The sequence below is a fragment of the Variovorax sp. GW822-FHT04A09 genome (assembly GCF_058801005.1).
Genome location: NZ_JBXAMV010000002.1, coordinates 751,418 through 775,027, shown reverse-complemented (window position 1 = coordinate 775,027; position 23,610 = coordinate 751,418). Strand labels below are relative to the sequence as shown.

Genomic DNA, 23,610 nt, shown 5'->3' with positions numbered 1-23,610 from the left:
GGTCCAGTTGCCCGCAAACCGGCTCTCTGCCGGGGACGAAGAAAACCCCAAATCACCGCGGGTCTTCCGGCTCCCACCCCTGACCTTCATCTGCCTTGACTGGCTCGGCGTCACCCCAAAACGACGCTTGGCGGGCCGATGCCACTGCGCCGTGTATGGCGCTTGTTGTTTCCACAATGAATTTTGACGAACTGAAGCTGGCTCCCGCCATCTTGAAGGCTGTGCACGAGCACGGCTACGACACCCCCACCCCCATCCAGGCGCAAGCCATTCCCGTGGTCCTCGACGGCCACGACCTGCTGGGCGGCGCCCAGACCGGCACCGGCAAGACCGCGGCCTTCACCCTGCCGATGCTGCACAAGCTCACCATGAGCCGCAGCGCCACCAACAAGTTCGGCGGCATCGGCATCCGTGCCCTCGTGCTGACCCCCACGCGTGAACTCGCGGCCCAGGTCGAAGAGTCGGTGCGCACCTACGGCAAGTACCTGCAGCTCGACTCCACCGTGATCTTCGGCGGCGTGGGCATGAACCCGCAGATCAGCAAGCTCAAGAAGGGCGTCGACATCCTCGTGGCCACCCCCGGCCGCCTGCTCGACCTGCAGCAGCAGGGCATGCTCGACCTGAGCCAGGTCCAGATGCTGATCCTGGACGAAGCCGACCGCATGCTGGACATGGGCTTCATCCACGACGTGAAGAAGATCCTGGCCCTGGTGCCCAAGGAAAAGCAGAGCCTGCTGTTCTCGGCCACCTTCAGCGACGAGATCCGCGACCTCGCCGGCTCGCTGCTCAAGAACCCGCAGAGCATCCAGGTCACGCCGCGCAACACCACGGTGCAGCGCATCACGCAGGTGATCCACCCCGTGGGCCGCGGCAAGAAGAAGGCGCTGCTCGCGCACATCATCAACGAGAACAAGTGGAGCCAGGTGCTCGTGTTCACGCGCACCAAGTTCGGCGCCAACAGCGTGGCCGAGTTCCTCACCAAGAACGGCATCGAGGCGATGGCGCTGCACGGCAACAAGAGCCAGAGCGCCCGCACGCAGGCGCTGGCCGGCTTCAAGAGCGGCGACATCCGCGCCCTGGTGGCCACCGACATCGCCGCGCGCGGCATCGACATCGACGAGCTGCCGCACGTCGTGAACTACGAGATCCCGAACGTCAGCGAAGACTACGTGCACCGCATCGGCCGCACCGGCCGCGCCGGCTCGAGCGGCGAGGCCGTGAGCTTCGTGTGCCTGGACGAAGAAGGCTTCATGCAGGAAATCGAACGCTTCACGAAGCAGACGATCCCGGTGCAGAAGGTCGAGGGCTTCGGTCCTGAAGAAGGCGAGCGCGCCGAGCCGATCGCCATGGGTCGCCAGACGATCTGGGGCGGCGCCGGCCGTCCGCCGAGCCGCGAAGTCATGCAGGCAGCCGCCAAGGCCGCCCGCACCGAAATGATGTCGCGCATCCGCGAGAACAAGGCCGGCCAGGGTGGCGGCAACGGCGGTGGTGGCGGCGGCAATGGCGGCGGTCAACGCCGCGGTGGCGGCCAAGGCGGCGGCGGTCAAGGCCGCAATGCCAACGGTGGCGGCCAAGGCCAGGGCCAGGGCCCGCGCGGCCAGGGCGCAGCCCGTCCCGCACAGGGCCGCGGCCCGCAGCAAGGCCAGCCGCGCGCGCCGCAGCAGCCGCATCACCACGCACCGCACGAAGAGCGCCAGCCGCGCCATCACGGCAACAGCCACAGCCCGACGCAGGCCAACCAGGTCGCGCACCTGCGCGCCGAAGCCGTTGCAGGCGGCGGCGCCGGCCAGCCGGACCCGTTGCGCACGAGCGTCGACCACATGGGTGGTCGCGGTCGCGGCGGCCGTCCGGGCGGCGGTGGCGGCTACGGCGGCAACCGGTCGGGTGGCGGTGGCCGCTCGGGTGGCGGCGGTGGTGGCTACGGCGGTGGCGGTGGTGGCCGCTCCGGTGGCGGCGGCGGTCGTTCGTTCGGTCGCTGAAACGCACACACGCGTCGATACACGCGTCGATTCCACAAAGGGCACTTCGGTGCCCTTTTTCGTTTCTGCCGGGGCGGCCGGCGCAGCAGGTTCGTTTGCACCGTCTCAGGACACAATGTGCGGGCCATGCCCTCCTACATCCCGCCCAACTACGCCACGCTCTTCGTCGCGACCTGCAACCTGCTCAACCTCGCGAACCCCAACCGCGTGTACTACGAGAACCAGGACGCCTACAACGAGCGCGAATACGAACGCAAGATCGACTGGATCGGCGAGCGCATCCACGCGCTCAACGCCGACGTGCTCGCGGTGCAGGAGGTATGGGACGAGGCCGCGCTGAAGGCTGCCATCGGCCGCAGCGGCCTGCGCTACGACTTCGTCTCGGTGCCCGGCGCCGAGAACTCGCCACCGCCCGCGAGCCCGCCGGGCACGCCCGGGCGGCCGGGCGCACAGGGCACGCCGCGCGTCGGCATCGTCACTCGGCTGCAGGTGGACAGCGTGCAGTCCTTCGTCGACTTTCCCTCGGGCTTCGGGGTCGAGGTGCCGGGCATCGGCCCGCACACGCGCTTCGAGCGCCCGCCCCTGCTGGCCACCGTGCGCATGAAGCACGGCCAGCAGGTGCATGTGCTGACGGTGCACCTGAAGTCCAAGCGCCCCAAGTTCCTGCAGGACGCGCAAGGCAACTCCCTCGAAGACCGCGACGACCGCAAGATCGGCGCGATGGCCTCGCTGCGCTCCTTGCTGATGCGCGGCGCCGAGGCCGCGGCCCTGCGCTGCATCGTGATCGACCTGCTGCAGGGCACCAACGTGCCGCTGGTGGTGATGGGCGACTTCAACGACAACCCGCACAGCGTGACCACGCAGCTGGTGGCCGCGACCTCCGAAGTGGCCTATGACAAGGCCGCGCGCGACGTGGCGCTGTTCAACGCCTACGAGATGCAGGGCGAGTCGGCGCTGAAGAAGGACGTGGCCTATTCGCACATCCACCAGGGCTTTCCGGACGTGCTCGATCAGATCCTCGTGAGCGAGGAGTTCGTCGCCAGCAGCCGCCACAGCCTGGGCGACGTGCGCCGCGTCGACTACTTCAACGACCACCTGCACGAAGGCCGCGACCGCTCGCGCTCGGATCACGGCTTCGTGCGCGCCCTGCTGCGGCTGCGCACCGACGACAACCGCTGATAGCGACGCCCCTACGCCGCCTTCGACACCCGCACGATCGCGTCGGCGCGCTTGTGCAGGTCGGGCAACAGCTCCAGGCCGAGGCCGGGCTTGTCGTTGAGGCTGATCATGCCGTTCTCGACCTTCGGCAACTCGGTGACGAGCTCCTTGTACCAGCCGGTGAAGAAGGCGCGCACGCTCTCCTGGATGAGCGCGTTGGGCGCGTGCAGGCTCAGGTGCGTGGACGCGGCCCAGACCACCGGCCCCGTGCAGTCATGCGGTGCCACGGGCAGCTGCCAGGCGTCGGCCATGGCCGCGATCTTGCGCGCCTCAGTGAGGCCGCCGCACCAGCTCAGGTCGAGCATCGCGACCCCGGCCACGCCGGTCTGCAGGTAATCCTTGAAGCCCCACTTGTAGCTCAGCGTTTCGCTGGCGCAGACGAGCGCCTGGCAGTCCTTCGCGTACTGCTTGAGCAGGTCCAGGCTGTCCATGCGGATCGCGTCTTCGTGCCAGAAGGTGTCGAACTCCTGCAGCGCGCGCGCGATCTTCTGCGCCATCGGCAAGCGCCACAGGCTGTGGAACTCGACCATGATGTCCATCTTGCCGCCCACCGCCTTGCGGATCTTGCGGAAGGGCTCGAGCGCGGTGTCGAGATCGGCGTTGCTGATGTACTGCCCGTGGCTCTTTTCCGCCGCCGGATCGAAGGGCCAGATCTTCATGGCCGTGATGCCTTCGGACAGCAGCGACTCGGCCAGTTCGTCGGCATGGTGCAGGAAGCCCTGCAGGTCTTCGTACGGCCCATTGTTGTTGGCCAGGCCCCAGTTCGAGCTGGTCTGGTTCGTGGCGCTGCGGATGTACTGGTAGCCCGCGCAGGTGTTGTAGATGCGGATCGCATCGCGGCTCTTGCCGCCCAGCGCCGTGTGCACCGGCATGTTGGCGGCCTTGCCGAACAGGTCCCACAGCGCGATGTCCACGGCCGAATTGCCGCGCGTTTCCACGCCCGATCCGCGCCAGCCGAGGTAGCCCGTGATGTCGCGGTTGCGCGCCTCGATCTGCAGCGGGTCGGTGCCCAACAGCTTCAGCGCCGCCCACTCGTGCAGGTAGGCCTCGACCGCTTCGGCGCCCATGAAGGTCTCGCCGAGGCCGACCAGGCCCTCGTCGGTGTGCAGGCGCACCCACAGGATGTTGGGGAACTCGCCCAGGCGGATGGTTTCGACTTGCGTGATTTTCATGAAAGGGGTTCCGCAAAAAGAAAAAGCCGCGGCGGCGGGTGCCGCGCGGCTCTTGCAAACATTCAGCGCATGGCCGAAAGCCTCGGTCAGCCCCCGCGCGCCTTCTTCAGCGCGTCGGTGACCACGCCCACGGCTTCCGTGCCGATGTTGGGCACGTTCTTGTCGTACACGGGCTTGACCTTCTCCAGCATGCGCTTCTGTTCGGCCGCCGAGACTTCGTTCACCGTCATGGTCTTGCGCAGGCTGGCGAGCGACTTCTCGTTGAGCGCCCGGTTGGCTTCGCGCTGGACCTTCTGGCCTTCCTTCGCGGCCTCGCGCAGCACCGCCTGCTCCTGCGGGTTGAGCTGGTCCCAGAGCTTCTTGCTGTAGAGGATGAGGAACGGCGTGTAGGCGTGGCGCGTCACGCTCAGGTACTTCTGGACCTCGCTGAACTTGGAGGTCTCGATGGTCACGAAGGGGTTCTCCTGGCCGTCGATGGTGCGGGTCTCCAGCGCGGTGAACACCTCGCCGAAGGCCATGGGCACGGCGTTGGCGCCCAGGGTCTTGAACGAGTCCAGGAAGATGTTGTTCTGCATCACGCGCAGCTTCACGCCTTCGAAGTCCTCCGCCTTGGCCACGGGCTTCTTGCTGTTGGTGAGGTTGCGAAAACCGTTCTCCCAGTAGGCCAGGTTCACGAGGCCGGCGGCTTCGAGCTTCTTGTTGAAGTACTCGCCCGCGGGGCCGTCGAGCACCGCGTCGGCCTCCTTCTCGTTGGCGAACAGGAACGGCAGGTCGAAGGCGCCGAGTTCCTTCACGATGCCCACCAGCGGCGAGCTCGAGGTGCACACCATTTCCTGCGTGCCGGCGCGCAGGGCTTGCGTGGCCGGCAGGTCGCCGCCCGCGGCGCCGCCCCAGAAGGCCGTGATCTTCATCTTGCCGCCGGTCTTGGCCGCCAGCACCTCCTGCATCTTCTTCACGCCCACGCCCACGGGGTGGTCTTCGTTCACGCCGTTGGTGAACTTGATCGTGCGTTCGGCAAATTGCGCGAGGGCGCCGGTCGACGCCAGCAGGCCGCCGGCCACGAGGGCGGCGGTCATCAGGGTTCTGCGAAACAACATGCTTGTCTCCTTCGATTCGAGGGGTTGGTTGAACGAACTGACTGACAGGAAAAAAGAAGAACTAGCGCCCCATCCACCACTGCAGCGGCACGGTCACGAGCTGCGGGAAGAACACCAGCGTGAACAGCACCACCAGATGGGCGATGAAGAAAGGCATCACGCCCTTGAAGGCATCGTCCATCGAGATGCGCGCCACGCCGCTCACCACGTTGAGCACCGTGCCCACGGGCGGCGTGATCAGGCCGATGGCGTTGTTCATGATGAACAGCACGCCGAAGTACACCGGGTCGATGCCGGCCTTGAGCACCACGGGCATCAGCACCGGCGTGAGGATGAGCACGGTGGGCGTGAAGTCGAGCGCGGTGCCCACGATGACGATCAGCACCATCATCACGAACATCAGCAGCGTCTTGTTGTCCAGGAAAGGCTCCAGCAGCGCCACCACCTCGGTCGGGATGTTGGCCACCGTGATGAGCCAGGCGCTCACCATCGCGGCGGCCACGAGGAACATCACCACCGCGGTGGTCTTGCCCGCCGCGAGCGTGAGGCGGTACAGGTCTTTGACCTTGAGTTCGCCATAGATGAAGAGACCCACCACGAGCGAATAGACGGCCGCGACCACGGCGGCTTCGGTCGGCGTGAAGACGCCGAACTTCATGCCGCCGATGATGATGATCGGCAGCGCCAGCGCCAGGCTGCCCTGCGCCGTGACCTTCAGCCGCTCGCCCCAGGGCACGCGCGGCGAGGACTTCACGTTGTCCTTCCGGGCCACGATCCACCAGGCCACGCCCACTGCGAGCCCCATCAGGATGCCGGGCACGATGCCCGCGAGGAACAGCTTGGTGATCGACACGTTGCCCGCCACGCCGAACACGATGAGCCCGATCGACGGCGGGATCACCGGCGCGATGATGCCGCCCGCGGCAATGAGGCCGGCCGAGCGGTTCATCTGGTAGCCGGCGGCCTTCATCATGGGGATGAGGAGCGCGGCCAGCGCGGCCGTGTCGGCCACGGCCGAGCCCGACAGCGAGGCCATGATGATCGCGGCCAGCACCGCCACGTAGCCCATGCCGCCGCGGTAGTGGCCGACCCAGGCCATCGCCAGGTTCACGATGCGCCGGCTGAGCCCGCCGGCATTCATGAACTCGCCGGCGAGCAGGAAGAACGGCACCGCGAGCAGCGGGAAGTTGTCGGCGCCATCGACGAAGCGCTGCGCAATGATCTGGCTGTCGAAGGCCGGCAGCCCGCCGGTGTAGGCCAGCCAGCCCATCAGCGAGACGCCGCACACCAGCAACGAATACGAGATCGGAATGCCCAGTGCCATGGCGCCGAGCAACGAGACGATGAAGATCGTGACGGTCATTGCGCCACCTTCCCGTGTGCGGCGGCGTCGAGCACCTGTTCTTCGGATTCCATGATCTGGATCAGCTCCTGGTCGGGCACCCGGCCCCGGAACAATCGCCAGAGCTTGTCGATGTTGAAGAGGGCCATCACCACCGACACCACGTAGCCGATGCCGTAGACCCAGATCATCGAGATGCCGACGACGGGCGAGATGTTGGTCACTTGCAGCTCGTGCATCTCGTAGGTGCCCATGAAGAAGAGCACGTTGCAGAACAGCATGAGCGACTGGCTCAGGAAGAAGCAGACCTTCTTGCCCATGAGCGGCAGGTGCTTGATGAGCGTGTCGACGCCCAGGTGCGCGCCGTCGCGCATGGCCACCATGGCGCCGATGTAGGTGAGCCAGATGAAGCAGTAGCGCGACATCTCGTCGGACACCGAAATGCCCGAATTGAAACCGTAGCGCAGCACCACGTTGCCGAACACCATGACCACCATCGCCACCATGCACACGACGACGAGGAACTCCAGCAGGCGAAAAAATCCGTCGATAGCCCTTTGCATCAGCATCTGCGTCTCCTGACTTTCCAGTGTTGTTATCGGATGTCTGCGCGGCCGCCGCGTCTAGAGCGGGAAGGCCTTCAGCTGCGTCGCCGGGCGGCTGATGCGCGGAATCTTCTTGCGCGAGGCCAGCACCGTCTCGATGTCGTGGCGCGCACCGTCGATGAGCACCAGCACGGCTTTTTCGGCGGCGGCCGGATCGCGTGCGATGACGGCGTCGAGCACCGCGCGGTGCAGCGGCAGCGAACTCGCGGGCCCGTTCTTGCGGGTGGTCGAAATCTCGAAGCTGGTGCGCAGCAGCGCGCCCAGCGCACGGCTCATCTGCACCAGCATGCGGTTGTGGCTGGAGCGGATGAGGCCCTGGTGAAAGCGCAGGTCGGGCGTGATGTAGTCGCCGCCGAATTCGATGGCGCGCTTCATGCCTGCGTAGGCGTCCTCCATGTCGGCGATGTCTTCGGCGGTGGCGCGCTGGGCGGCCAGCGCCACCGCGGCGGGTTCGACCACGCGGCGCAGGTCCTGCAGGTCGCGCAGGAACTCGGCCGACAGGCCCGCCTGCGTCTGCCACACGATGACGTCGGCGTCGAACCAGTTCCACTGGTCGGGCGGCTGCACGCGCGTGCCCACCTTCGGGCCGCTGGTCACCAGGCCCTTGGCGATCAGCGACTTGATCGATTCGCGCACCACGGTCCGGCTCACGCCGAGCTCTTCGCACAAGAGCGGCTCCGGCGGAATCGACGCGCCGGGCGCATAGCGGCCCGCGACGATGTCGCTGCCGATGCGGTCGACCGTGTTGCCGTGAACGTTCTTGATCATGCCTGCCTGTGGGTGTGGTTCTGGTGGTGTCCGGTGCCTGTTTGCCTGCCCGTATCGGGGCCGGATTCAGGCGGATTTGCCTGTGCCGGCCACTCGAAAACCCTGAATGCGCGACAGCTCGTCACGCTTATCATATGATGATTGAAACGGTCGTCCCGCAGGAAAAACCCTGAGGATTTCCGCAAAGCATCAACGACGAAGAGACACATCCCATGAGCAACGCCCCGAAGAAAAAGCCCGCCAGCGAACTGCGCAGCCAGCAGTGGTTCGGACGCCACGACCGCGACGGTTTCATCTACCGCAGCTGGATGAAGGGCAAGGGCGTGCCGCACGACCAGTTCGACGGTCGCCCGGTCATCGGCATCTGCAACACCTTCAGCGAACTCACGCCCTGCAACTCGCACTTCCGCACGCTCGCCGAGCAGGTGAAGATCGGCGTGTACGAGGCGGGCGGCTTCCCGCTCGAGTTCCCGGTGATGTCGCTGGGCGAGACGCTCCTGCGCCCCACCGCCATGCTGTACCGCAACCTCGCGAGCATGGACGTCGAGGAAAGCATCCGCGGCAACCCGCTCGATGGCGTGGTGCTGCTCATGGGCTGCGACAAGACCACGCCCGCGCTGATGATGGGCGCGGCCAGCGTCGACCTGCCGACCATCGGCGTGTCGGGCGGCCCGATGCTCTCGGGCAAGTGGCGCGGCCAGGAGCTGGGCTCAGGCACCGGCGTGTGGCAGATGAGTGAGCAGGTGCGCGCCGGCACGCTCAAGCTGCAGGACTTCTTCGAAGCCGAGAGCTGCATGCACCGCAGCCACGGCCACTGCATGACGATGGGCACGGCCAGCACCATGGCCAGCATGGTCGAGTCGCTGGGCATCGGCCTGCCGGGCAATGCGGCCTACCCTGCCGTCGACGGCCGGCGCAACGTGCTCGCGCGGCAGGCGGGCCGGCGCATCGTCGACATGGTGCATGAAGACCTGAACATGTCGAAGATCCTCACGCGCCAGGCGATCGAGAACGCGATCAAGGTCAACGCGGCCATCGGCGGCTCGACCAACTTCGTGATCCACCTGCTGGCCATTGCGGGGCGCATGGGCGTCGAGCTCACGCTCGACGACTTCGACCGCCTCGCCGCCGACCTGCCCTGCCTGGTGAACCTGCAGCCCTCGGGCCAGTTCCTGATGGAAGACTTCTGCTACGCCGGCGGCCTGCCCGTGGTCATCAAGGAAATCGCCGACCACCTGCACAAGGACATCCTCACCGTCACCGGCCAGAGCGTGTGGGAGAACGTGAAGGACGCCGAGAACTACAACCCGCAGGTCATCCGCACCCAGGCCGAGCCCTTCAAGGACAAGGCCGGCATCTGCGTGCTGCGCGGCAACCTCGCGCCCAACGGCGCCATCATCAAGCCCAGCGCGGCCACGCCCGAGCTGCTGGTGCACAAGGGCCGCGCGGTGGTGTTCGAGAGCGCCGACGACCTGCACAAGCGCATCGACGACGAGAACCTGGACATCGACGAGCACTGCATCATGGTGCTCAAAAACTGCGGCCCCAAGGGCTACCCCGGCATGGCCGAGGCCGGCAACATGCCGCTGCCGCCGAAGGTGCTGCGCAAGGGCATCACGGACATGGTCCGCATCAGCGACGCGCGCATGAGCGGCACGGCCTACGGCACCGTCGTCCTGCACACCGCGCCCGAAGCGGCTGCGGGCGGCCCGCTGGCATTGGTGCAGGACGGCGACATCGTCGAGCTCGATGTGCCGAACCGCAAGCTGCACCTGCATGTGAGCGACGAGGAACTGGCGAAGCGCCGCGCGAAGTGGGTGGCACCCAAAGCGCCGCTGGACTCGGGGTACTGGAAGCTGTACGTCGACACGGTGCTGCAGGCTGACCAGGGGGCGGACCTGGCCTTTCTGCGTGGTCGCCGTGGGGCCTTTGTGCCGCGAGACAATCACTGATTTGGAGAGATCCAGGGCGCGCTCCCGCCGACGGGGTACCTTGCTCCGCGAATGTCCCCCGCCCTTCGGGCTCCTCCTTGATTTCGCTGCGCAAGGCACCCCGTCGACGTGAGCGGGTTCAGAGCAGTCGTTGATCGGCTGCAAACGCAGAGCGTGCCCTCGTGCTCAGGGCACTGGGTGCTTCCCGCAGCGAAATCAAGGAGGAGGCCGCAGGCCGGGGGACATTCGCGGAGGGAAGTACCCGGTGGCCTGTGCACGCGCCCCAAACAACCTCTCGAAACGCTACAGACGACAAACATGACAAGACTCATCGCCATCGACTGGGGCACAAGCTCGCTACGCGGTGCATTGCTCGACCCGAGCGGGCAGGTCATCGAAGAACGCAGCGACGCCCGCGGCATCCTCACCGTGCCCGAGGGCGGCTTTCCTGCCGTGTTCGAGTCGCTGTTCGGCGACTGGATGCGCCTGGCAGACACGCGCTGCCTGATCTCCGGCATGGCCGGCAGCAAGCAGGGCTGGGTCGAAGCGCCCTACTGCCCCTGCCCCGCAGGCCGCGTCGAAGTAGGCCGCAGCATCATCGCCACAGACGCCATCCCCGGCGCACGCATCGCCATCGTGCCCGGCCTCAGCGACGAGCACGCCGGCGTGCCCGACGTGATGCGCGGCGAAGAGGTGCAGATCCTCGGCGCCATGACGATCACCGGCCTGGACGACGGCGTCTTCGTGCTGCCTGGCACCCACAACAAATGGGCCACGGTCAAGAAAGGCCGCGTCGCGGGCTTTCGCACCTACATGACGGGCGAGTTCTACGCGCTGCTGAGCCAGCACTCGATCCTGGGGCGCACGCTCGACGCGGCCGCGCCGCTCGACGAAGCCGCGTTCCTCGAAGGCGTGACGCGCTCCGAGAACGGCCACGGCCTGCTGCACAACGCCTTCGGCACGCGCACGCTCGCGCTGTTCGAGCGCATGCCCAGGGAAGAGCTGTCGAGCTACCTGTCGGGCCTGCTCATCGGCGAAGAGCTGCGCACGCAATCGGTACAGGCCGTCGGCGAGGTCGTGCTGATCGGCTCTTCCACCCTCACCCAACGCTACACCCTGGCCCTGCGCGCCACCGGCGTCGCCACGCGCACGCTCGGCGCCGAAGCCACCTGGGCCGGACTGCACACGCTGTCCGGCTTTCTCGACACCGACAGGACACCCGCCCCATGACCACGCCCCTCGATAAATTCAACGCCGCGATGCAGGCCCTGCCGCTCGTGGCCATCCTGCGCGGCCTCTCGCCCGCCGAAGCCGCCGACGTGGGCGACGCCATCGTCGAGCCCGGCTTCCGGCTGCTCGAAGTGCCGCTCAATTCGCCGCAGCCGCTGGAGAGCATCGCGCTGATGCGCCAGCGCTTTCCCACCGCGCTGGTCGGCGCGGGCACCGTGCTCGACGCGAAGCAGGTGCGCGAAGTGCATGCGGCCGGCGGCGAGCTGATCGTGTCGCCCAATTTCAACGCGGAAGTGATCCGCGAGGCGGCGCGCCTGGGCATGGCCTGCCTGCCCGGCGTGATGACGCCGACCGAGGCCTTCGGCGCGCTCGCGGCCGGCGCCACGGGCCTCAAGCTGTTCCCGGCCGAGCTGGCCTCGCCCGCCGTGGTCAAGGCTCTGCTTGCGGTGCTGCCCGCCGGCACGCCCGTGATGCCCGTGGGCGGCATCGCGCCCGACAACATGGGCGCATGGCGCGCGGCCGGCGCGGCCGGCTTCGGCATCGGCTCGTCGCTCTACAAACCCGGCAAGACCGCCGCCGCCGTGCGCGAGGACGCGCAGCGCTTCGTGGCGGCCTGGACCGGGCTGGTCCGCGCCTGATCCGACAGGCCCCATCCACCACAAGAAAGAAGGAGACCCCCGCGATGTCCGCCGATTCCGAATACGCCAGCCCCGCCGTGCGCCAGTTGCGCGAAGACCTCGCACTCGCCTTGCGCGCCGCGGCCCACCATGGGCTGTCCGAAGGTGTGTGCAACCATTTCAGCGTGTTGCTGCCGGGCGCGCAGGACCGCTACCTGATCAACCCGCGCGGGCTGCACTGGAGCGAGATCGGCCCGGACGACATCGTGCTGATCGACGTGCACGGCGAAGTGCTCGCGGGCCGCCACCGCGTGGAGCCCACCGCCCTCTTCATCCATGGCGCGGTGCACCGGCTCACGGGCCACGCCGTGGTGCTGCATTGCCACATGCCCTATGCGACGGCGCTGACGCTCACGGTCGACCGCGCGCTCGACCCCACCGCCAGCCAGAACGCCATGCGCTACATGAACCGCATCGCCATCGACGCCGAATACAACGGCCTGGCACTGGACGACGCCGAGGGCGAGCGCATCGCGCGCGCCATGGCCGGCAAGGACGTCGCCTTTCTCGCGAACCACGGCGTGATCGTGGCGGGCGGCACCATCGCCCACGCCTACGACGACCTGTACTACCTGGAGCGCGCCTGCCTGCACCAGGTGATCGCGCAATCGACCGGGCGCCCGCTGGTGCCGGTCAACGCCAAGCTGGCCGCGCATGTGGCGGCGCAGATCCAGGGCGAGAGGGAACAGTCCGACCTGTTCTTCGAAGCCCTGCGGCGCATGCTGCCGGCCCCGCAACGCTGAAAAAGCGCGAGCGCAGCGGCTTACAGCTCTTCATGCGATTTCGCTTCCGGCTTACAAGAACTTCACATAATGGCGCGACGATGAGGCATCGCAATCACTCCCCAGGAGTCGCCATGAAAAAGCTGACATTCGCCTTCGGTGCTGCCGCCCTGCTGTCGCTGGCGGCGCTCACCGCACCCGCCCATGCCCAGGCTGGCGGCCCGTTCATCCAGGCCCAGGTGTACGTGACGCCCGCGCCGCCGCCGCGTCATCACTACTACGCCCCGCCGCCGCCCCCGCGCCACTACCACCCGGGCTACTACGACGGTCCGCGTCGCCACGGCTATTACGACCATGGCCGCCGCGGCTGGGACGACCGCCGCCACGGCCGCCGGGACAACGACGGCGACGGTGTGCCCAACCGTTACGACCGTCGCCCGAACAACCCCTACCGCTATTGACGCACGTCAGACCGGCGGGCTCGCATACGCGGGCCGCTCGGTCGACAGGCTCTGCTTGAGCTGGCGCGTGACCTCATCGGCCAGCACCTCGGGCAGCCCCGCTTCCACGCCCGCCAGCGCCTGGCGCGCGGCGTCATCGGGAGAGGTCTTGGGGCCGGGCAGGCGCGCCGCCATGTCGGTGTCCATGAGCGCCACGTGCAGGCTCGTGACCTGCGTGCCCTGTCCCGCCAGTTCGTTGCGCAAGCCGTTGCTGAGCGACCAGGCCGCCGACTTGGTGGCGCTGTAGGTCGCCACGCCGGGGAACGTCGTCCAGGCCAGGGCCGACAGCACGTTGAGGACCGCACCGCCGCCGTTCGACGCGAGCACCGGCGCAAAGGCCTGCGTGAGCGCCCAGGGGCCGAAGAAGTTGGTCTCGAACTCGGCGCGCGCCGCGGCCACCGCGTCGGGCGAGCCCAGGAAGCTCGATCCGCGCGAGATGCCCGCGTTGTTGACCAGCAGCGTCACGTCGCCGCAGGCGCGCACGGCGGCCTCGATCTGCGCGGGCTGCGTCACGTCGAGCGCCACGGGCACGACGCCCGCGAGCGTGATGCTCTTCGGGTCGCGCACGGCCCCGTAGACCTTGCGCGCGCCGGCCGCGAGCGCCGCCTTGGCGAACGCCAGGCCGAGCCCCCGGTTGGCGCCGGTGATGAAGACGACGGAATCCTTGATCTGCATGACGAGCCTTTCGTTGATGAAGAGATAGCGAGAGCGCTTCAGGCCTGCGCCACGCGGCGCAGCAGCCCCTGGGTCGTGCGCGGCCAGCCCACGCGGCCGAACCATGCACCGCCCGCGATGGCCGAAGCAATGACGATGCCGTACACCACCAGCGCCACACCCTGCGCCGCGAACACGCCGGTGAGCCCGCCGCCCCAGCGCAGCGCCAGCCATCCGCCGGTGCCCGCCACGGCGAGTCGCGCGATGTTGCCGAGCACCGGCCACAGCAGCCGGCCCGCGCCCTGCGACGCGAAGTACAGCACCAGCCCGACGCCGAAGAAGCCGTACAGCGGCCCCACCACGCGCAGGTAGTGTGCGCCGGTCTCGAGCATCACGGGGTCGTGGCCGAACAGCATCAGCCACGGACGCGGGAACAGCGCGGCGGCCAGCCCGATGACCTCGGCCATGCCGAAGGCCAGCGCCGCGCCAGCCCAGGTGGCACGCAGCGCACGCTCGCGCAGCCCTGCGCCCATGCAGGTGCCGACCATCGCGACCAGCGGCGCGCCGAGGCCGAACACCAGCGGCACCAGCAGGTACTCGAGCCGCGACGCGGTGCCGTAGCCGGCCAGTGCGCCCGCGCCGAAGTGGCCGGTGAGTGCGGTGGCGATGCCGATCGACAGGTTCGTCGCCACGGTCGACACCGTGCCGATCAGGCCGATGCGCAGGATGTCGCGGAACAGCGGCCAGCGCATCTGGAACGCCGCCAGCGTGGGCCGCAGCAGGCTGCGCGGCGAGCGCAGGTAGGCGATGAGCGCGAGCGAGCCCAGCAGGTAGTACAGCAGGAGCGCCAGCGCGCCGCCCGCGATGCCCATGCCGCCCCACGGCCCGATGCCGAAGATCAAGAGCGGCGACGCGGGAATGAGGAACACCACGCCCACCACCGTCACGTTGGCCGGCACCGCCATGTTGCCGGTGCCGCGGATGATGGCGGACAGCGAGTTGAACAGCCACACCAGCACCGCGCCCGCGAACACCCAGTTCGAGTACGTGAGCGCGGCTTCCAGCGCCGCGCCGGTGCCGCCCATCACGCCGTAGAGCCAGCGCCCGCCCAGCAGCAGCGCGAGCGTGAAACACAGGCCGAAGCCGATCGCGATGACCACCGCGTGCCACACCAGCGCATCGGCGTCGCCCCGGCGGCGCGCGCCCAGCGCACGCGCGATCGACGAAGCGATGCCGCCGCCCATCGCGCCGCTGGAGGTCATCTGCATCAGCATGACGATGGGGAACACCAGCGCCATGCCGGCCAGCGCGTCGGTGCCGAGCTTGCCGACGAAGTAGGTCTCGATGAGCCCGACGGAGGCCTGCGCCAGCATCACGAGCACATTGGGCGCGGCCAGCCGCAGCAGCGTGGGGATGATGGGCGCCTCGAGCAGGCGGCGCGTGCGCGGGTCGAGGTCGCCGTTCGCTTGTTGGGGGGTGGTCATGCGGATCTCCGGCGGTCAGGCGCGCGCGGCGGCGTTGGTGGTGGTGGCCGGTGCGGCGGCGGTCTTGGCGGGACGGCGGATCGCCATGACGATCACTGCCGCGAACAGGCAGGCCGCGCCGGCCGTGTACAGCGCCGGCGTGTAGGTCAGCAGCAGCGTGCGCGCAAAGCCCGCGCCGTAGGCCGCGGTGGCCGCGCCCAGCTGGTGGGCCGCGAAGATCCAGCCGAACACCAGCCCGACCTTCGCAGGGCCGAAGGCGGCGCCCGCGAGCTTGACGGTCGGCGGCACGGTGGCGATCCAGTCCAGGCCGTAGAACATCGCGAACAGGCCCAGGCCGTAGATCGTGAATTCGGAATGCGGCAACCAGAACAGCGACAGCCCGCGCAGCCCGTAGTACCAGAAGAGCAGCTTGCGGTTGTCGTAGCGGTCGGAGAGCCAGCCCGACAGGATGGTGCCGACGAAGTCGAAGGCGCCCATCATCGCGAGCACCGAGGCGGCCGGCACGGCGCTCATGCCGTAGTCGCCGCACAGCGAGATGAAGTGCGTCTGCACCAGGCCGTTGGTGCTCAGGCCGCAGATGAAGAAGGTGCCGGCCAGGATCAGGAAGGTGCGGTTGGTCGCCACCTCGCGCAGCACGCGAAACGGCGTGGCGAAGTTCATCGTGAAGGCGGGCGCCGGCGCCGGCTGCGTGCCGGGCGCTTCGCCGTAGGGCAGCAGGCCGATGTCCGACGGCCGGTTGCGCACCAGGCACAGCGCGAGCAGCGCGATCACCACGCTGCCGACCACGATCGGCACGATGGCCGAGCGCCAGCCCCAATGCTCGATCATCCAGGCCGCCAGCGGCAGGAAGGCCAGCTGGCCGGTGGCCGCGCTGGCCGTGAGCATGCCCACGACCAGGCCGCGCCGCGCGACGAACCAGCGGTTGGCCACCACGGCGCCCAGCACCAGCGCCGTCATGCCGGTGCCCAGGCCGAGCATCAGGCTCCAGAGCACGAAGAGTTGCCACAGCTGCGAGGCCGTGGTGACCAGCGCCATGCCCAGGCCGACCAGCGTGAGGCCGGCGCACATCACCGCGCGCAGGCCGTAGCGCTCCATCAGCACCGCGGCGAACGGGCCCATGAGGCCGAAGAGCGCAAAGCGCAGCGCGAGCGCGGACGAGATCTGCTCGGTGCTCCAACCGAACTCCTCGCCGAGCGGCTTCATCATCGCGCCCGGCAGGCCGAGCGCGGCCGACATGGTGAGCATGGTCAGGAAGGTGACGGCGGCGACGATCCAGCCGTAGTGGATGCCGCGGCGCTGCAGCCATGCGGAGACGTGGGTGGCGAACATGGGACCTCTGGAACTGTTGGAATGGGTCGGGGGAGAAACGAAGAGACAGGAAATCCGGCCGCGCGACTGCGTAGACGCGGAACGTGTTCGTTGTGGGGGTGGCGGGAAGCGTCAGTCCTGCACGTCGGCCGGCTCGCCCGTGCCCAGCAGCGCGAGCGATTCGTCGATGAGCGCATGCAGCGCGAGCACGCGCTCCACGCCCAGCAGCGCATTGAGCTTGAGCTGCGCCGTCTTCCAGTGCTGCTGCGCTTCGCGCCACTTGGCATCGCCGGCGTCCGTGAGCGACACCAGCCGGCTGCGCGCGTCGGCACCCGCCACTTGCGCCACCCAGCCCGCGGTAATGAGCGGCTGCAGGTTGCGGCTCAGCGTAGAGGCGGTCATCTTCAGCTCGCCCGCCAGGTCGACCGGGCGCATCGGGCCCAGGCGCTTGAGGTGCGACAGCAGCGAGTACTGCGTGGTCTTGAGGCCGCTGCGCGACACCTCGGCGTCGTAGTGCTGCGTCAGGCGGCGCATCAGCTGGCGCGTCTTGAAGCTGGTGCAGCCGCGGGGTTGGGTGGGTGTGTCCATGGGGTATTATTGTATGTGCAACTATTGCATATGCAATCACCCCCTCCCCGCAAAGCCCCCAGCAGGAACACAGGCATGACGCAGCAAGCTTTCACCGACACCCCCTCCCATCTGCTCGACGCATGGATCGCCGAAGAACGGCAGATCGCCGAGCGCCTCGAGAACGGTCCCGGCCCCGGGCTCGCGCGCCCCGAGCAGGTCGCCGGCAAGACCGGCCTGGAGGTCATGCAGGCCATGCTCAACGGCGAGATTCCCTACGCCGCCATCGCCAAGACGCTGGACTTCACCATCGTCTCGGTCAGCAAGGGCATCGCCATCTTCCAGGGCACGCCGCTGCCGCAGCACCTGAACCCGCTGGGCACCATCCACGGCGGCTGGGTCGCCACGATGCTCGACTCGGCCCTGGGCTGCTCGGTCCACACCATGATGCCGCCCGGTCGCGCGTACACGACGGCCGAGCTCAGCGTGAACTACGTCAAGGGCCTCACGCCGAAGGTGCAGCGCGTGCGCGCCGAAGGCAAGGTGATCCACTGCGGCAAGCAGCTCGCCACGGCAGAGGCTCGGCTGGTCGGGGCGGACGGCACGCTGTACGCGCATGCGACGACGACGTGCCTGGTGTTCGAGGTGCCTGCGGGGCGGTGAGGCGTTTCAAGTAGGCCCTCAAGCTGTAAGCCAAAAGGAAAACCCGCTCCTCCCTGTCAGTGATAATTGTTCGCATCAGCGACAGGCTCCGCCGTCGCCGATGCCTTTCCTAGAACACCTCACCGCACCTGGAGGATCCTCTTCATGACCGACCGTTCCGGCCCCCAGGGCCGCGTGGCGCACGCCCTCCTCGGCGTTTCCGCCGCCTGGCTCGCCCTCACCGCCCTGCCCGCGCACGCCGCCAATGACGAGCTCACGCTCTACACGACGCGCGAGCCGGCGCTGATCCAGCCGCTGATCTCGGCGTTCAGCGCGCAGAGCAAGATCAAGGTCAACACGGTGTTCGTGAAGGACGGCCTGCTGGAGCGCGTGAAGGCCGAAGGCGCGCGCTCGCCGGCCGACGTGCTGATGACGGTGGACATCGGCAACCTCGTCGACCTCGTCGAAGGCGGCGTGACGCAGCCGGTGAAGTCGGCCGCGCTCGAGTCGGCCATTCCGGCCAACCTGCGCGGCGCCGACGGCCAATGGTTCGCGCTCTCGCTGCGCGCGCGCGTGCTGTACGCCGACAAGAACCAGCCGCTGACCAGCTTCCGCTACGAAGACCTGGCCAACCCGAAGTACAAGGGCAAGGTCTGCATCCGCGCCGGTCAGCATCCCTACAACACGGCCCTGGTGGCCGCGATGATCGCGCACGACGGCGAGGCCAAGACCGAGCAGTGGCTGCGCGGCGTCAAGGGCAACCTGGCGCGCAAGGCCACCGGCGGCGACCGCGACGTGGCACGCGACATCCTCGGCGGCATCTGCGACATCGGCGTGGCCAACTCGTACTACGTGGGCCAGATGAAGAGCGCCAAGGAAGGCACCGACGCGCGCAAGTGGGGCGACGCCATCAAGGTGATCCGCCCGACCTTCGCCAGCGCCAAGAGTGGTGGCACGCACGTGAACATCAGCGGCGCGGCCGTGGCCAAGAACGCGCCGCAGCGCGCCAACGCGGTCAAGCTGCTCGAGTTCCTGGTGTCGGAGCCGGCCCAGGCGCTGTACGCCGACGCCAACTACGAATACCCGGTGCGCAAGGGCGTGGCCCTCGACCCGATCATCGGCCAGTCCATCGGCGAACTGAAGGTCGATCCGCTGCCGCTGACCGAGATTGCCAAGTACCGCAAGCAGGCCAGCGCCCTCGTCGACAAGGTCGGCTTCGACCAGTGACCTTGCATGGCCGGGCACACCTTGCCGGCAACTGAATGCTGATTTCGCGGCGCCAGCCGCCGGGCCTGCGCGCTGCGGGCCCGGCATGGCGCTGCGCGTCGTTCCTGATCGCGCTCGGCGTGCTCGCGCCGGTGCTCACGCTGGCCTGGCTCGCGTTCGGCTCGGGCGTCGGCCACTGGGGGCCGCTGTTCGCGCACGTGCTGCCGCAGGCGGCGCTCAACACGGCGCTGCTGCTCGCGGGCGTCGGCACCCTCGTCCTCGTGATCGGCACCGGCTGCGCCTGGCTGGTCACGGCGCATGACTTTCCCGGCCGCGGCGTGCTCAATTGGGCGCTGCTGCTGCCGCTGGCGATGCCGACCTACATCGTCGCCTTCGCCTACCTCGACCTGCTGCACCCGATCGGTCCCGTGCAGGGCGCGATCCGCTGGATGCTGGGCTTCGACAGCCCGCGCCAGTTCCGCCTGCCCGACCTGCGCTCGATGCCGGGTGCGATCTTCGTGCTGGGCTTCGTGCTCTACCCGTATGTCTACATGACGGCGCGCGCGATGTTCATGACCCAGCCGGCGCACCTGCTGGAAGCGGCGCGCACGCTGGGCGAGAACCGGCGCGGCGCGTTCTTTCGCGTGGCGCTGCCGCTGGCGCGGCCGGCGCTGGCCGTGGGCCTGAGCCTGGCGCTGCTCGAGACGCTCAACGACATCGGCGCCTCCGAATTCCTCGGCGTGAACACGCTGACGGTGGCGGTCTACACCACCTGGATCACGCGCTCCGACCTGGCCGGCGCCGCGCAGATCGCCTGCGCGATGCTGTTCGTGGTGGTGGCGCTGGTCTGGCTCGAACGCAACGGCCGCCAGCACCAGCGCTTCGGTTCCGCGCAGCGCATGCGCGCGGTGCAGCCCCGGCGCCTGCACGGCGGCGCGGCCTGGGCGGCGACCGCGACGGCGGCGCTGCCGGTGCTGATCGGCTTTGTCGCGCCCGCGCTGTACCTGGTCTGGGAAAGCGGCAAGCGGCTGCACCAGGGCGGCGGCATTTCGCAGGGCCTCGTGGCCAGCCTGGGCAACACGCTGGCGCTGGCGGCCGGCGTGACGGTGGTGGCTGTGGCGGCGGGGCTGGTCGTGGCCTGGGCCTCGCGCAGCCAGGGCACGAACCTCAACCGCGCCCGCTGGCAGGCGCGCGCGGCCACGCTGGGCTACGCGGTGCCGGGCACCGTGCTCGCCATCGGCCTGCTGACGCCGGCCTTGGCCTTCGACGCGGCGCTGGCCGGCGCGATGGGCTGGCAGGGCCTGCCGCTGATGGGCGCGGGCATCGTGCTGGTCATGGCCTGCGCGATCCGCTTTCTTGCGATGCCCGTGGGCGGCATCGAGGCCGGGCTGGCGCGCATTCCCCCCGCCATCGAGCAGGCCTCACGCCTGCTCGGCGAAACGACCGGCGGCACGCTGCGCCGCGTGCACCTTCCGTTGCTGCAGCCCGCCATCGCGGCGGGCGCGCTGCTGGTCTTCGTCGACGCCATGAAAGAGCTGCCGGCCACGCTGCTGCTGCGCCCGGCCAACTTCGACACCCTCGCCACCTGGCTGTATGCCGAGGCCGCGCGCGGCACCTACGAGGAAGGCGCGATCGCCGCGCTGGCCATCGTGGTCGCCGGCCTGCTGCCGGTGGTGCTGCTGGCGCGCAACCAGCTCGGCACGACGCCGGCGGTGACGCCTCCCGACACGGACCCTGCATGAGTTCCCCGCTTCATCTCGACTCGCTCCAGCTCGCGTACGACACGCCGCGCGGCCCGCACACGGTGGTCGACGGCTTTTCGCTGGACCTGCCCGCGGGCGAGATCGCCTGCCTGTTCGGCCCCTCGGGCTGCGGCAAGACCACGGTGCTGCGCGCCATCGCCGGCTTCGAGCCCGTGCGCGCCGGCACCATCCGCCTCGGCGACACGCTGCTGTCGTCGCCGCAGAAGCACCTGCCGCCCGAGCAGCGGCGCGTGGGCATGATGTTCCAGGAGTACGCGCTGTTCCCGCACCTGTCGGCCGCGAAGAACGTCGCTTTCGGCCTGCGCCGCCTGGGCCGCGCGGCGCAGCAGGCGCGCGTGGCCGAGATGCTCGCGCTGGTCGGCCTGGCCGAGGCCGGCGAGCGCTACCCGCACGAGCTGTCGGGCGGCCAGCAGCAGCGCATCGCACTGGCCCGCGCGCTGGCGCCCTCGCCCGCCTTGCTGCTGCTGGACGAACCGTTTTCCAACCTCGACGGCGGCACGCGCGAGCGCCTGACCGCCGAGGTGCGCGGCATCCTGAAGAAGGCCGGTCAGACCGCGATCCTGGTCACGCACAACGAGGCCGAGGCGCATGCGATGGCCGACCGCATCGGCGTGATGCACAACGGGCGGATCACGCACTGGCTGGAGACGGCCTCGTAACGGAAGGCCCCACGATGCGCAACGCGACCCGACTCTTCCTCGCGTGGGCGACGTTGCTCGGGTCGGCGGTGCCGGCCCTGGCAGAAGTCCGCACGGTCTACCAAGGCACCCTCGGCACCAGCGAGGTCGTGCTCGAAGTGAATGCCTCCGGCGGCGGGCGGTATTTCTATCGCCGCCACGGTGTCGACATTCCACTCTCCGGGCCGGTGACGAAGCTCGTGGAAGCCCTCCCGATCCAGGGCGAGGCGATGTACCGGGCGGCACAAGGCGGCAACGCGCCGTTGTTCGAAGACGCGCAGACCCGACAGCCGGGTCCGACATGGCGTGGCCAGGTGATCAAAGGCACCTTTGCCGGAAGCTGGAGCGATGGCCCCGGCAAGCAGAGCGTCGCGTTCGAGCTTCGACAGGTTCGCCAGTACGACCCAGACCGGAGTCCCGGCGCCACTGCGCCGGTGACGCGCGCCATCCCGCCAGGCAACACCACCGGCGCGGCTTCGGACGCGCCGATCTCCATCGAGACGGCCCCCTACGACCACCTGAAGCTGCAGACATCGCTCAAGCATGGAGCGGAGCACGTCAGCGGCCCCATGGCATGGCGCATGGTCGTCAATCCGCGCACGCGCTTCTCTTACCCGCGGCTCACCCGGCACCCGAATGCGCGCGTGGTCGAGAAAGTCAACGCCATCCTCGCGCGCAGGCACGGACAGCTCAGCCTCGCCGCGCTCGAATGCAAGGCCACCCTTTACACAGAGACGCACCCGGCAGCCGGCTCGCTGGGAAACTACGACGCGGAATCGGTGCGCGTCACCTTTCTCAGCCCGACGCTGATGAGCGTCGTCGAATCGGGAAGCACCGACTGCGGCGGCGCCCATCCCCACAACCACTACGCGCCCTACACACTCGACCTGGTCCGTGGCGAGTACCTCGACTTCGATCGCCTGTTCCGCGCGTTCACCAGGACGCCGGACGGGTTCGTGCCGAGCCAGACGCTCATGGCGCTGATCGGGAAGCAGCTGAAAGCACAGGGACGTGGGCCCGAATCCGCAGCCGCCGCAGACCCGCAGCACTACACGGGTTGCGACGAGGTGTGGCCCGAGTACCTGGCATTGCATTTCGAGCGCACCCGCGGGCGCGATGCGTTGGCCGTCGCGGTCAGCGGCGTGCCGCATGCGCTCGGCGCCTGCCTCGGCACCACGGTGGCGCTGCCGTTCACCGAACTCAAGCCCCTTCTCAAGCCTACGGCCGGCGCGTACCTTTTTCCCAAGCCGTAGCACCCGGGCGGCGCCCGAATGGGCTTTTCCAGAAAAGGTTGTTCAGGACCGCAAGAATCGCGGCGATCCGACCACCCATTTCTTCGAAGACGGAACGCCCCATGACCCAGGCCCTCACCCTCGTCAGCCACCTGCTGTGCCCCTACGTGCAACGCGCCGCGATCGCGCTGCACGAGAAGGACGTGCCCTTCGAGCGCGTCGTGATCGATCTCGCGAACAAGCCCCAATGGTTTCTCGAGATCTCGCCGCTGGGCAAGGTGCCGCTGCTGAAGGTGCAGCGCCCCGACGGCACCGAGGCCGTGCTGTTCGAGAGCAACGTGATCTGCGAGTACCTCGAAGAGACGCAACCCGGCGCCCGCCTGCACCCCGAAGACCCGCTCGCACGTGCGCAGCACCGCGCATGGATGGAATTCGGCTCGGCCGTCCTCGCCGACCTGTGGGGCTACGAGACCACGCAGGACGCCGCCGTGTTCGCGCAGAAGCGCGAGGCGCTGGCCGCCAGGTTCGAACGCGTCGAGGCCGCGCTGGGGCAAGGCCCCTACTTCGCGGGCGAAGCCTTCAGCCTCGTCGATGCGGTGTTCGCACCGGTGTTCCGCTACTTCGAGGTGTTCGACGCGATCAGCGATTCGCACCTGTTCGACGCGCTGCCCAAGGTGAATGCCTGGCGCCACGCGCTGGCGGCGCGCCCCAGCGTGCGCGCGGCGGTGGTGCCCGAGTACCCGCAGCATCTGATGGATTTTCTGAAAAAGTACCAGGCACACCTGCTGACGCTGGCGATTTGATCGCCCAGAGCAGAGGGCGACAATAGCGCCATC

General features: G+C 68.6%; 22 protein-coding genes. 13 read left to right on the top strand and 9 right to left on the bottom strand.

The genetic code is table 11. The annotated features are described in order from the left end of the window. Positions 1–176: 176 nt before the first annotated feature. Both AC1RLW_RS14675 and AC1RLW_RS14670 read left to right on the top strand, forming a co-directional pair. Complete coding sequence (locus AC1RLW_RS14675; RefSeq protein WP_062476001.1) at positions 177–1,979, top strand: DEAD/DEAH box helicase; 1,803 nt, start codon at positions 177–179, stop codon at positions 1,977–1,979. A gap of 126 nt (positions 1,980–2,105) precedes the next feature. Further along, entirely contained in the window at positions 2,106–3,158 is a 1,053-nt protein-coding gene (locus AC1RLW_RS14670) for an endonuclease/exonuclease/phosphatase family protein (RefSeq protein WP_493193634.1), read from the top strand. An 11-nt stretch (positions 3,159–3,169) separates the two neighbouring features. On the opposite strand, the gene AC1RLW_RS14665 is transcribed toward AC1RLW_RS14670, so the two are convergent. The 5 genes from AC1RLW_RS14665 to AC1RLW_RS14645 form a co-directional block, all read right to left on the bottom strand. Further along, positions 3,170–4,369 carry a mandelate racemase/muconate lactonizing enzyme family protein gene (locus AC1RLW_RS14665; protein ID WP_492684460.1) on the bottom strand — a complete coding sequence of 400 codons (1,200 nt, stop codon included), beginning with the start codon at positions 4,367–4,369 and terminating at the stop codon, positions 3,170–3,172. 86 nt (positions 4,370–4,455) lie between these two features. Beyond that, positions 4,456–5,466, bottom strand: a complete 1,011-nt coding sequence (locus tag AC1RLW_RS14660) for a TRAP transporter substrate-binding protein (RefSeq protein WP_062476013.1) — start codon at positions 5,464–5,466, stop codon at positions 4,456–4,458. A 61-nt stretch (positions 5,467–5,527) separates the two neighbouring features. Next, positions 5,528–6,829, bottom strand: coding sequence for a TRAP transporter large permease (locus AC1RLW_RS14655; RefSeq protein ID WP_062476015.1), 1,302 nt, complete (start codon positions 6,827–6,829; stop codon positions 5,528–5,530). Next, positions 6,826–7,377, bottom strand: coding sequence for a TRAP transporter small permease (locus AC1RLW_RS14650; RefSeq protein ID WP_223301408.1), 552 nt, complete (start codon positions 7,375–7,377; stop codon positions 6,826–6,828). Before AC1RLW_RS14650 ends, AC1RLW_RS14655 begins: the two co-directional genes overlap by 4 nt. 54 nt (positions 7,378–7,431) lie before the next feature. Further along, on the bottom strand, positions 7,432–8,181 hold the full coding sequence (locus tag AC1RLW_RS14645) for a FadR/GntR family transcriptional regulator (protein WP_062476018.1): 750 nt from the start codon (positions 8,179–8,181) through the stop codon (positions 7,432–7,434). A gap of 212 nt (positions 8,182–8,393) precedes the next feature. Here AC1RLW_RS14645 and AC1RLW_RS14640 point away from each other — a divergent pair, with 212 nt between their 5' ends. From AC1RLW_RS14640 to AC1RLW_RS14620, 5 genes are all read left to right on the top strand, one after another. Next, on the top strand, positions 8,394–10,133 hold the full coding sequence (locus AC1RLW_RS14640) for an IlvD/Edd family dehydratase (protein ID WP_062476021.1): 1,740 nt from the start codon (positions 8,394–8,396) through the stop codon (positions 10,131–10,133). A gap of 297 nt (positions 10,134–10,430) precedes the next feature. Then, positions 10,431–11,342 carry a 2-dehydro-3-deoxygalactonokinase gene (locus AC1RLW_RS14635; RefSeq protein ID WP_493193631.1) on the top strand — a complete coding sequence of 304 codons (912 nt, stop codon included), beginning with the start codon at positions 10,431–10,433 and terminating at the stop codon, positions 11,340–11,342. Next, positions 11,339–11,980, top strand: coding sequence for a 2-dehydro-3-deoxy-6-phosphogalactonate aldolase (locus AC1RLW_RS14630; RefSeq protein ID WP_493193630.1), 642 nt, complete (start codon positions 11,339–11,341; stop codon positions 11,978–11,980). The genes AC1RLW_RS14635 and AC1RLW_RS14630 overlap by 4 nt, the downstream gene beginning before the upstream one ends. Continuing rightward, the gene (locus AC1RLW_RS14625; RefSeq protein ID WP_493193966.1) at positions 11,980–12,762 is read left to right on the top strand and encodes an aldolase; all 783 of its coding nucleotides are present in this window, start codon (positions 11,980–11,982) and stop codon (positions 12,760–12,762) included. The genes AC1RLW_RS14630 and AC1RLW_RS14625 overlap by 1 nt, the downstream gene beginning before the upstream one ends. 113 nt (positions 12,763–12,875) lie before the next feature. Then, positions 12,876–13,202 carry a hypothetical protein gene (locus tag AC1RLW_RS14620; RefSeq protein WP_062480121.1) on the top strand — a complete coding sequence of 109 codons (327 nt, stop codon included), beginning with the start codon at positions 12,876–12,878 and terminating at the stop codon, positions 13,200–13,202. Between the two features lie 6 nt (positions 13,203–13,208). On the opposite strand, the gene AC1RLW_RS14615 is transcribed toward AC1RLW_RS14620, so the two are convergent. The 4 genes from AC1RLW_RS14615 to AC1RLW_RS14600 form a co-directional block, all read right to left on the bottom strand. Continuing rightward, positions 13,209–13,916, bottom strand: a complete 708-nt coding sequence (locus tag AC1RLW_RS14615) for an SDR family oxidoreductase (protein WP_493193629.1) — start codon at positions 13,914–13,916, stop codon at positions 13,209–13,211. Positions 13,917–13,954: 38 nt separating this feature from the next. Then, complete coding sequence (locus tag AC1RLW_RS14610; RefSeq protein ID WP_062480125.1) at positions 13,955–15,379, bottom strand: MATE family efflux transporter; 1,425 nt, start codon at positions 15,377–15,379, stop codon at positions 13,955–13,957. Positions 15,380–15,394: 15 nt separating this feature from the next. After that, positions 15,395–16,708, bottom strand: coding sequence for an MFS transporter (locus AC1RLW_RS14605; protein ID WP_493193627.1), 1,314 nt, complete (start codon positions 16,706–16,708; stop codon positions 15,395–15,397). A gap of 111 nt (positions 16,709–16,819) precedes the next feature. Next, positions 16,820–17,275, bottom strand: a complete 456-nt coding sequence (locus AC1RLW_RS14600; RefSeq protein WP_159270852.1) for a MarR family winged helix-turn-helix transcriptional regulator — start codon at positions 17,273–17,275, stop codon at positions 16,820–16,822. A gap of 75 nt (positions 17,276–17,350) precedes the next feature. Here AC1RLW_RS14600 and AC1RLW_RS14595 point away from each other — a divergent pair, with 75 nt between their 5' ends. The 6 genes from AC1RLW_RS14595 to AC1RLW_RS14570 all read left to right on the top strand — a co-directional run bounded on the left by AC1RLW_RS14595 (position 17,351) and on the right by AC1RLW_RS14570 (position 23,577). Beyond that, positions 17,351–17,917 (top strand): PaaI family thioesterase, encoded by a 567-nt coding sequence (locus AC1RLW_RS14595; RefSeq protein WP_070062479.1) that lies wholly within the window; start codon positions 17,351–17,353, stop codon positions 17,915–17,917. Positions 17,918–18,061: 144 nt separating this feature from the next. Continuing rightward, on the top strand, positions 18,062–19,123 hold the full coding sequence (locus tag AC1RLW_RS14590; protein WP_062480133.1) for a Fe(3+) ABC transporter substrate-binding protein: 1,062 nt from the start codon (positions 18,062–18,064) through the stop codon (positions 19,121–19,123). A 35-nt stretch (positions 19,124–19,158) separates the two neighbouring features. Then, positions 19,159–20,844 (top strand): ABC transporter permease, encoded by a 1,686-nt coding sequence (locus AC1RLW_RS14585; protein WP_493193625.1) that lies wholly within the window; start codon positions 19,159–19,161, stop codon positions 20,842–20,844. After that, a complete protein-coding gene (locus AC1RLW_RS14580) occupies positions 20,841–21,524 on the top strand; it encodes an ABC transporter ATP-binding protein (RefSeq protein ID WP_493193623.1) in 684 nt (227 codons plus the stop codon). Before AC1RLW_RS14585 ends, AC1RLW_RS14580 begins: the two co-directional genes overlap by 4 nt. A gap of 14 nt (positions 21,525–21,538) precedes the next feature. Beyond that, the gene (locus AC1RLW_RS14575) at positions 21,539–22,795 is read left to right on the top strand and encodes a hypothetical protein (RefSeq protein ID WP_493193622.1); all 1,257 of its coding nucleotides are present in this window, start codon (positions 21,539–21,541) and stop codon (positions 22,793–22,795) included. 101 nt (positions 22,796–22,896) lie between these two features. Beyond that, complete coding sequence (locus AC1RLW_RS14570) at positions 22,897–23,577, top strand: glutathione S-transferase family protein (protein ID WP_493193621.1); 681 nt, start codon at positions 22,897–22,899, stop codon at positions 23,575–23,577. The last annotated feature ends 33 nt before the right edge of the window (positions 23,578–23,610 follow it).

Excerpts from the sequence above, each read along its gene's own strand:
- AC1RLW_RS14675 (WP_062476001.1), top strand. The coding sequence starts at position 177 with ATGAATTTTGACGAACTGAAGCTGGCTCCCGCCATCTTGAAGGCTGTG.
- AC1RLW_RS14600 (WP_159270852.1), bottom strand. The coding sequence starts at position 17,275 with ATGGACACACCCACCCAACCCCGCGGCTGCACCAGCTTCAAGACGCGC.
- AC1RLW_RS14605 (WP_493193627.1), bottom strand. The coding sequence starts at position 16,708 with ATGTTCGCCACCCACGTCTCCGCATGGCTGCAGCGCCGCGGCATCCAC.
- AC1RLW_RS14660 (WP_062476013.1), bottom strand. The coding sequence starts at position 5,466 with ATGTTGTTTCGCAGAACCCTGATGACCGCCGCCCTCGTGGCCGGCGGC.
- AC1RLW_RS14650 (WP_223301408.1), bottom strand. The coding sequence starts at position 7,377 with ATGCTGATGCAAAGGGCTATCGACGGATTTTTTCGCCTGCTGGAGTTC.
- AC1RLW_RS14580 (WP_493193623.1), top strand. The coding sequence starts at position 20,841 with ATGAGTTCCCCGCTTCATCTCGACTCGCTCCAGCTCGCGTACGACACG.
- AC1RLW_RS14630 (WP_493193630.1), top strand. The coding sequence starts at position 11,339 with ATGACCACGCCCCTCGATAAATTCAACGCCGCGATGCAGGCCCTGCCG.
- AC1RLW_RS14665 (WP_492684460.1), bottom strand. The coding sequence starts at position 4,369 with ATGAAAATCACGCAAGTCGAAACCATCCGCCTGGGCGAGTTCCCCAAC.
- AC1RLW_RS14585 (WP_493193625.1), top strand. The coding sequence starts at position 19,159 with ATGCTGATTTCGCGGCGCCAGCCGCCGGGCCTGCGCGCTGCGGGCCCG.
- AC1RLW_RS14620 (WP_062480121.1), top strand. The coding sequence starts at position 12,876 with ATGAAAAAGCTGACATTCGCCTTCGGTGCTGCCGCCCTGCTGTCGCTG.
- AC1RLW_RS14645 (WP_062476018.1), bottom strand. The coding sequence starts at position 8,181 with ATGATCAAGAACGTTCACGGCAACACGGTCGACCGCATCGGCAGCGAC.
- AC1RLW_RS14615 (WP_493193629.1), bottom strand. The coding sequence starts at position 13,916 with ATGCAGATCAAGGATTCCGTCGTCTTCATCACCGGCGCCAACCGGGGG.
- AC1RLW_RS14610 (WP_062480125.1), bottom strand. The coding sequence starts at position 15,379 with ATGACCACCCCCCAACAAGCGAACGGCGACCTCGACCCGCGCACGCGC.
- AC1RLW_RS14570 (WP_493193621.1), top strand. The coding sequence starts at position 22,897 with ATGACCCAGGCCCTCACCCTCGTCAGCCACCTGCTGTGCCCCTACGTG.
- AC1RLW_RS14640 (WP_062476021.1), top strand. The coding sequence starts at position 8,394 with ATGAGCAACGCCCCGAAGAAAAAGCCCGCCAGCGAACTGCGCAGCCAG.
- AC1RLW_RS14670 (WP_493193634.1), top strand. The coding sequence starts at position 2,106 with ATGCCCTCCTACATCCCGCCCAACTACGCCACGCTCTTCGTCGCGACC.
- AC1RLW_RS14635 (WP_493193631.1), top strand. The coding sequence starts at position 10,431 with ATGACAAGACTCATCGCCATCGACTGGGGCACAAGCTCGCTACGCGGT.
- AC1RLW_RS14595 (WP_070062479.1), top strand. The coding sequence starts at position 17,351 with ATGACGCAGCAAGCTTTCACCGACACCCCCTCCCATCTGCTCGACGCA.
- AC1RLW_RS14575 (WP_493193622.1), top strand. The coding sequence starts at position 21,539 with ATGCGCAACGCGACCCGACTCTTCCTCGCGTGGGCGACGTTGCTCGGG.
- AC1RLW_RS14655 (WP_062476015.1), bottom strand. The coding sequence starts at position 6,829 with ATGACCGTCACGATCTTCATCGTCTCGTTGCTCGGCGCCATGGCACTG.
- AC1RLW_RS14590 (WP_062480133.1), top strand. The coding sequence starts at position 18,062 with ATGACCGACCGTTCCGGCCCCCAGGGCCGCGTGGCGCACGCCCTCCTC.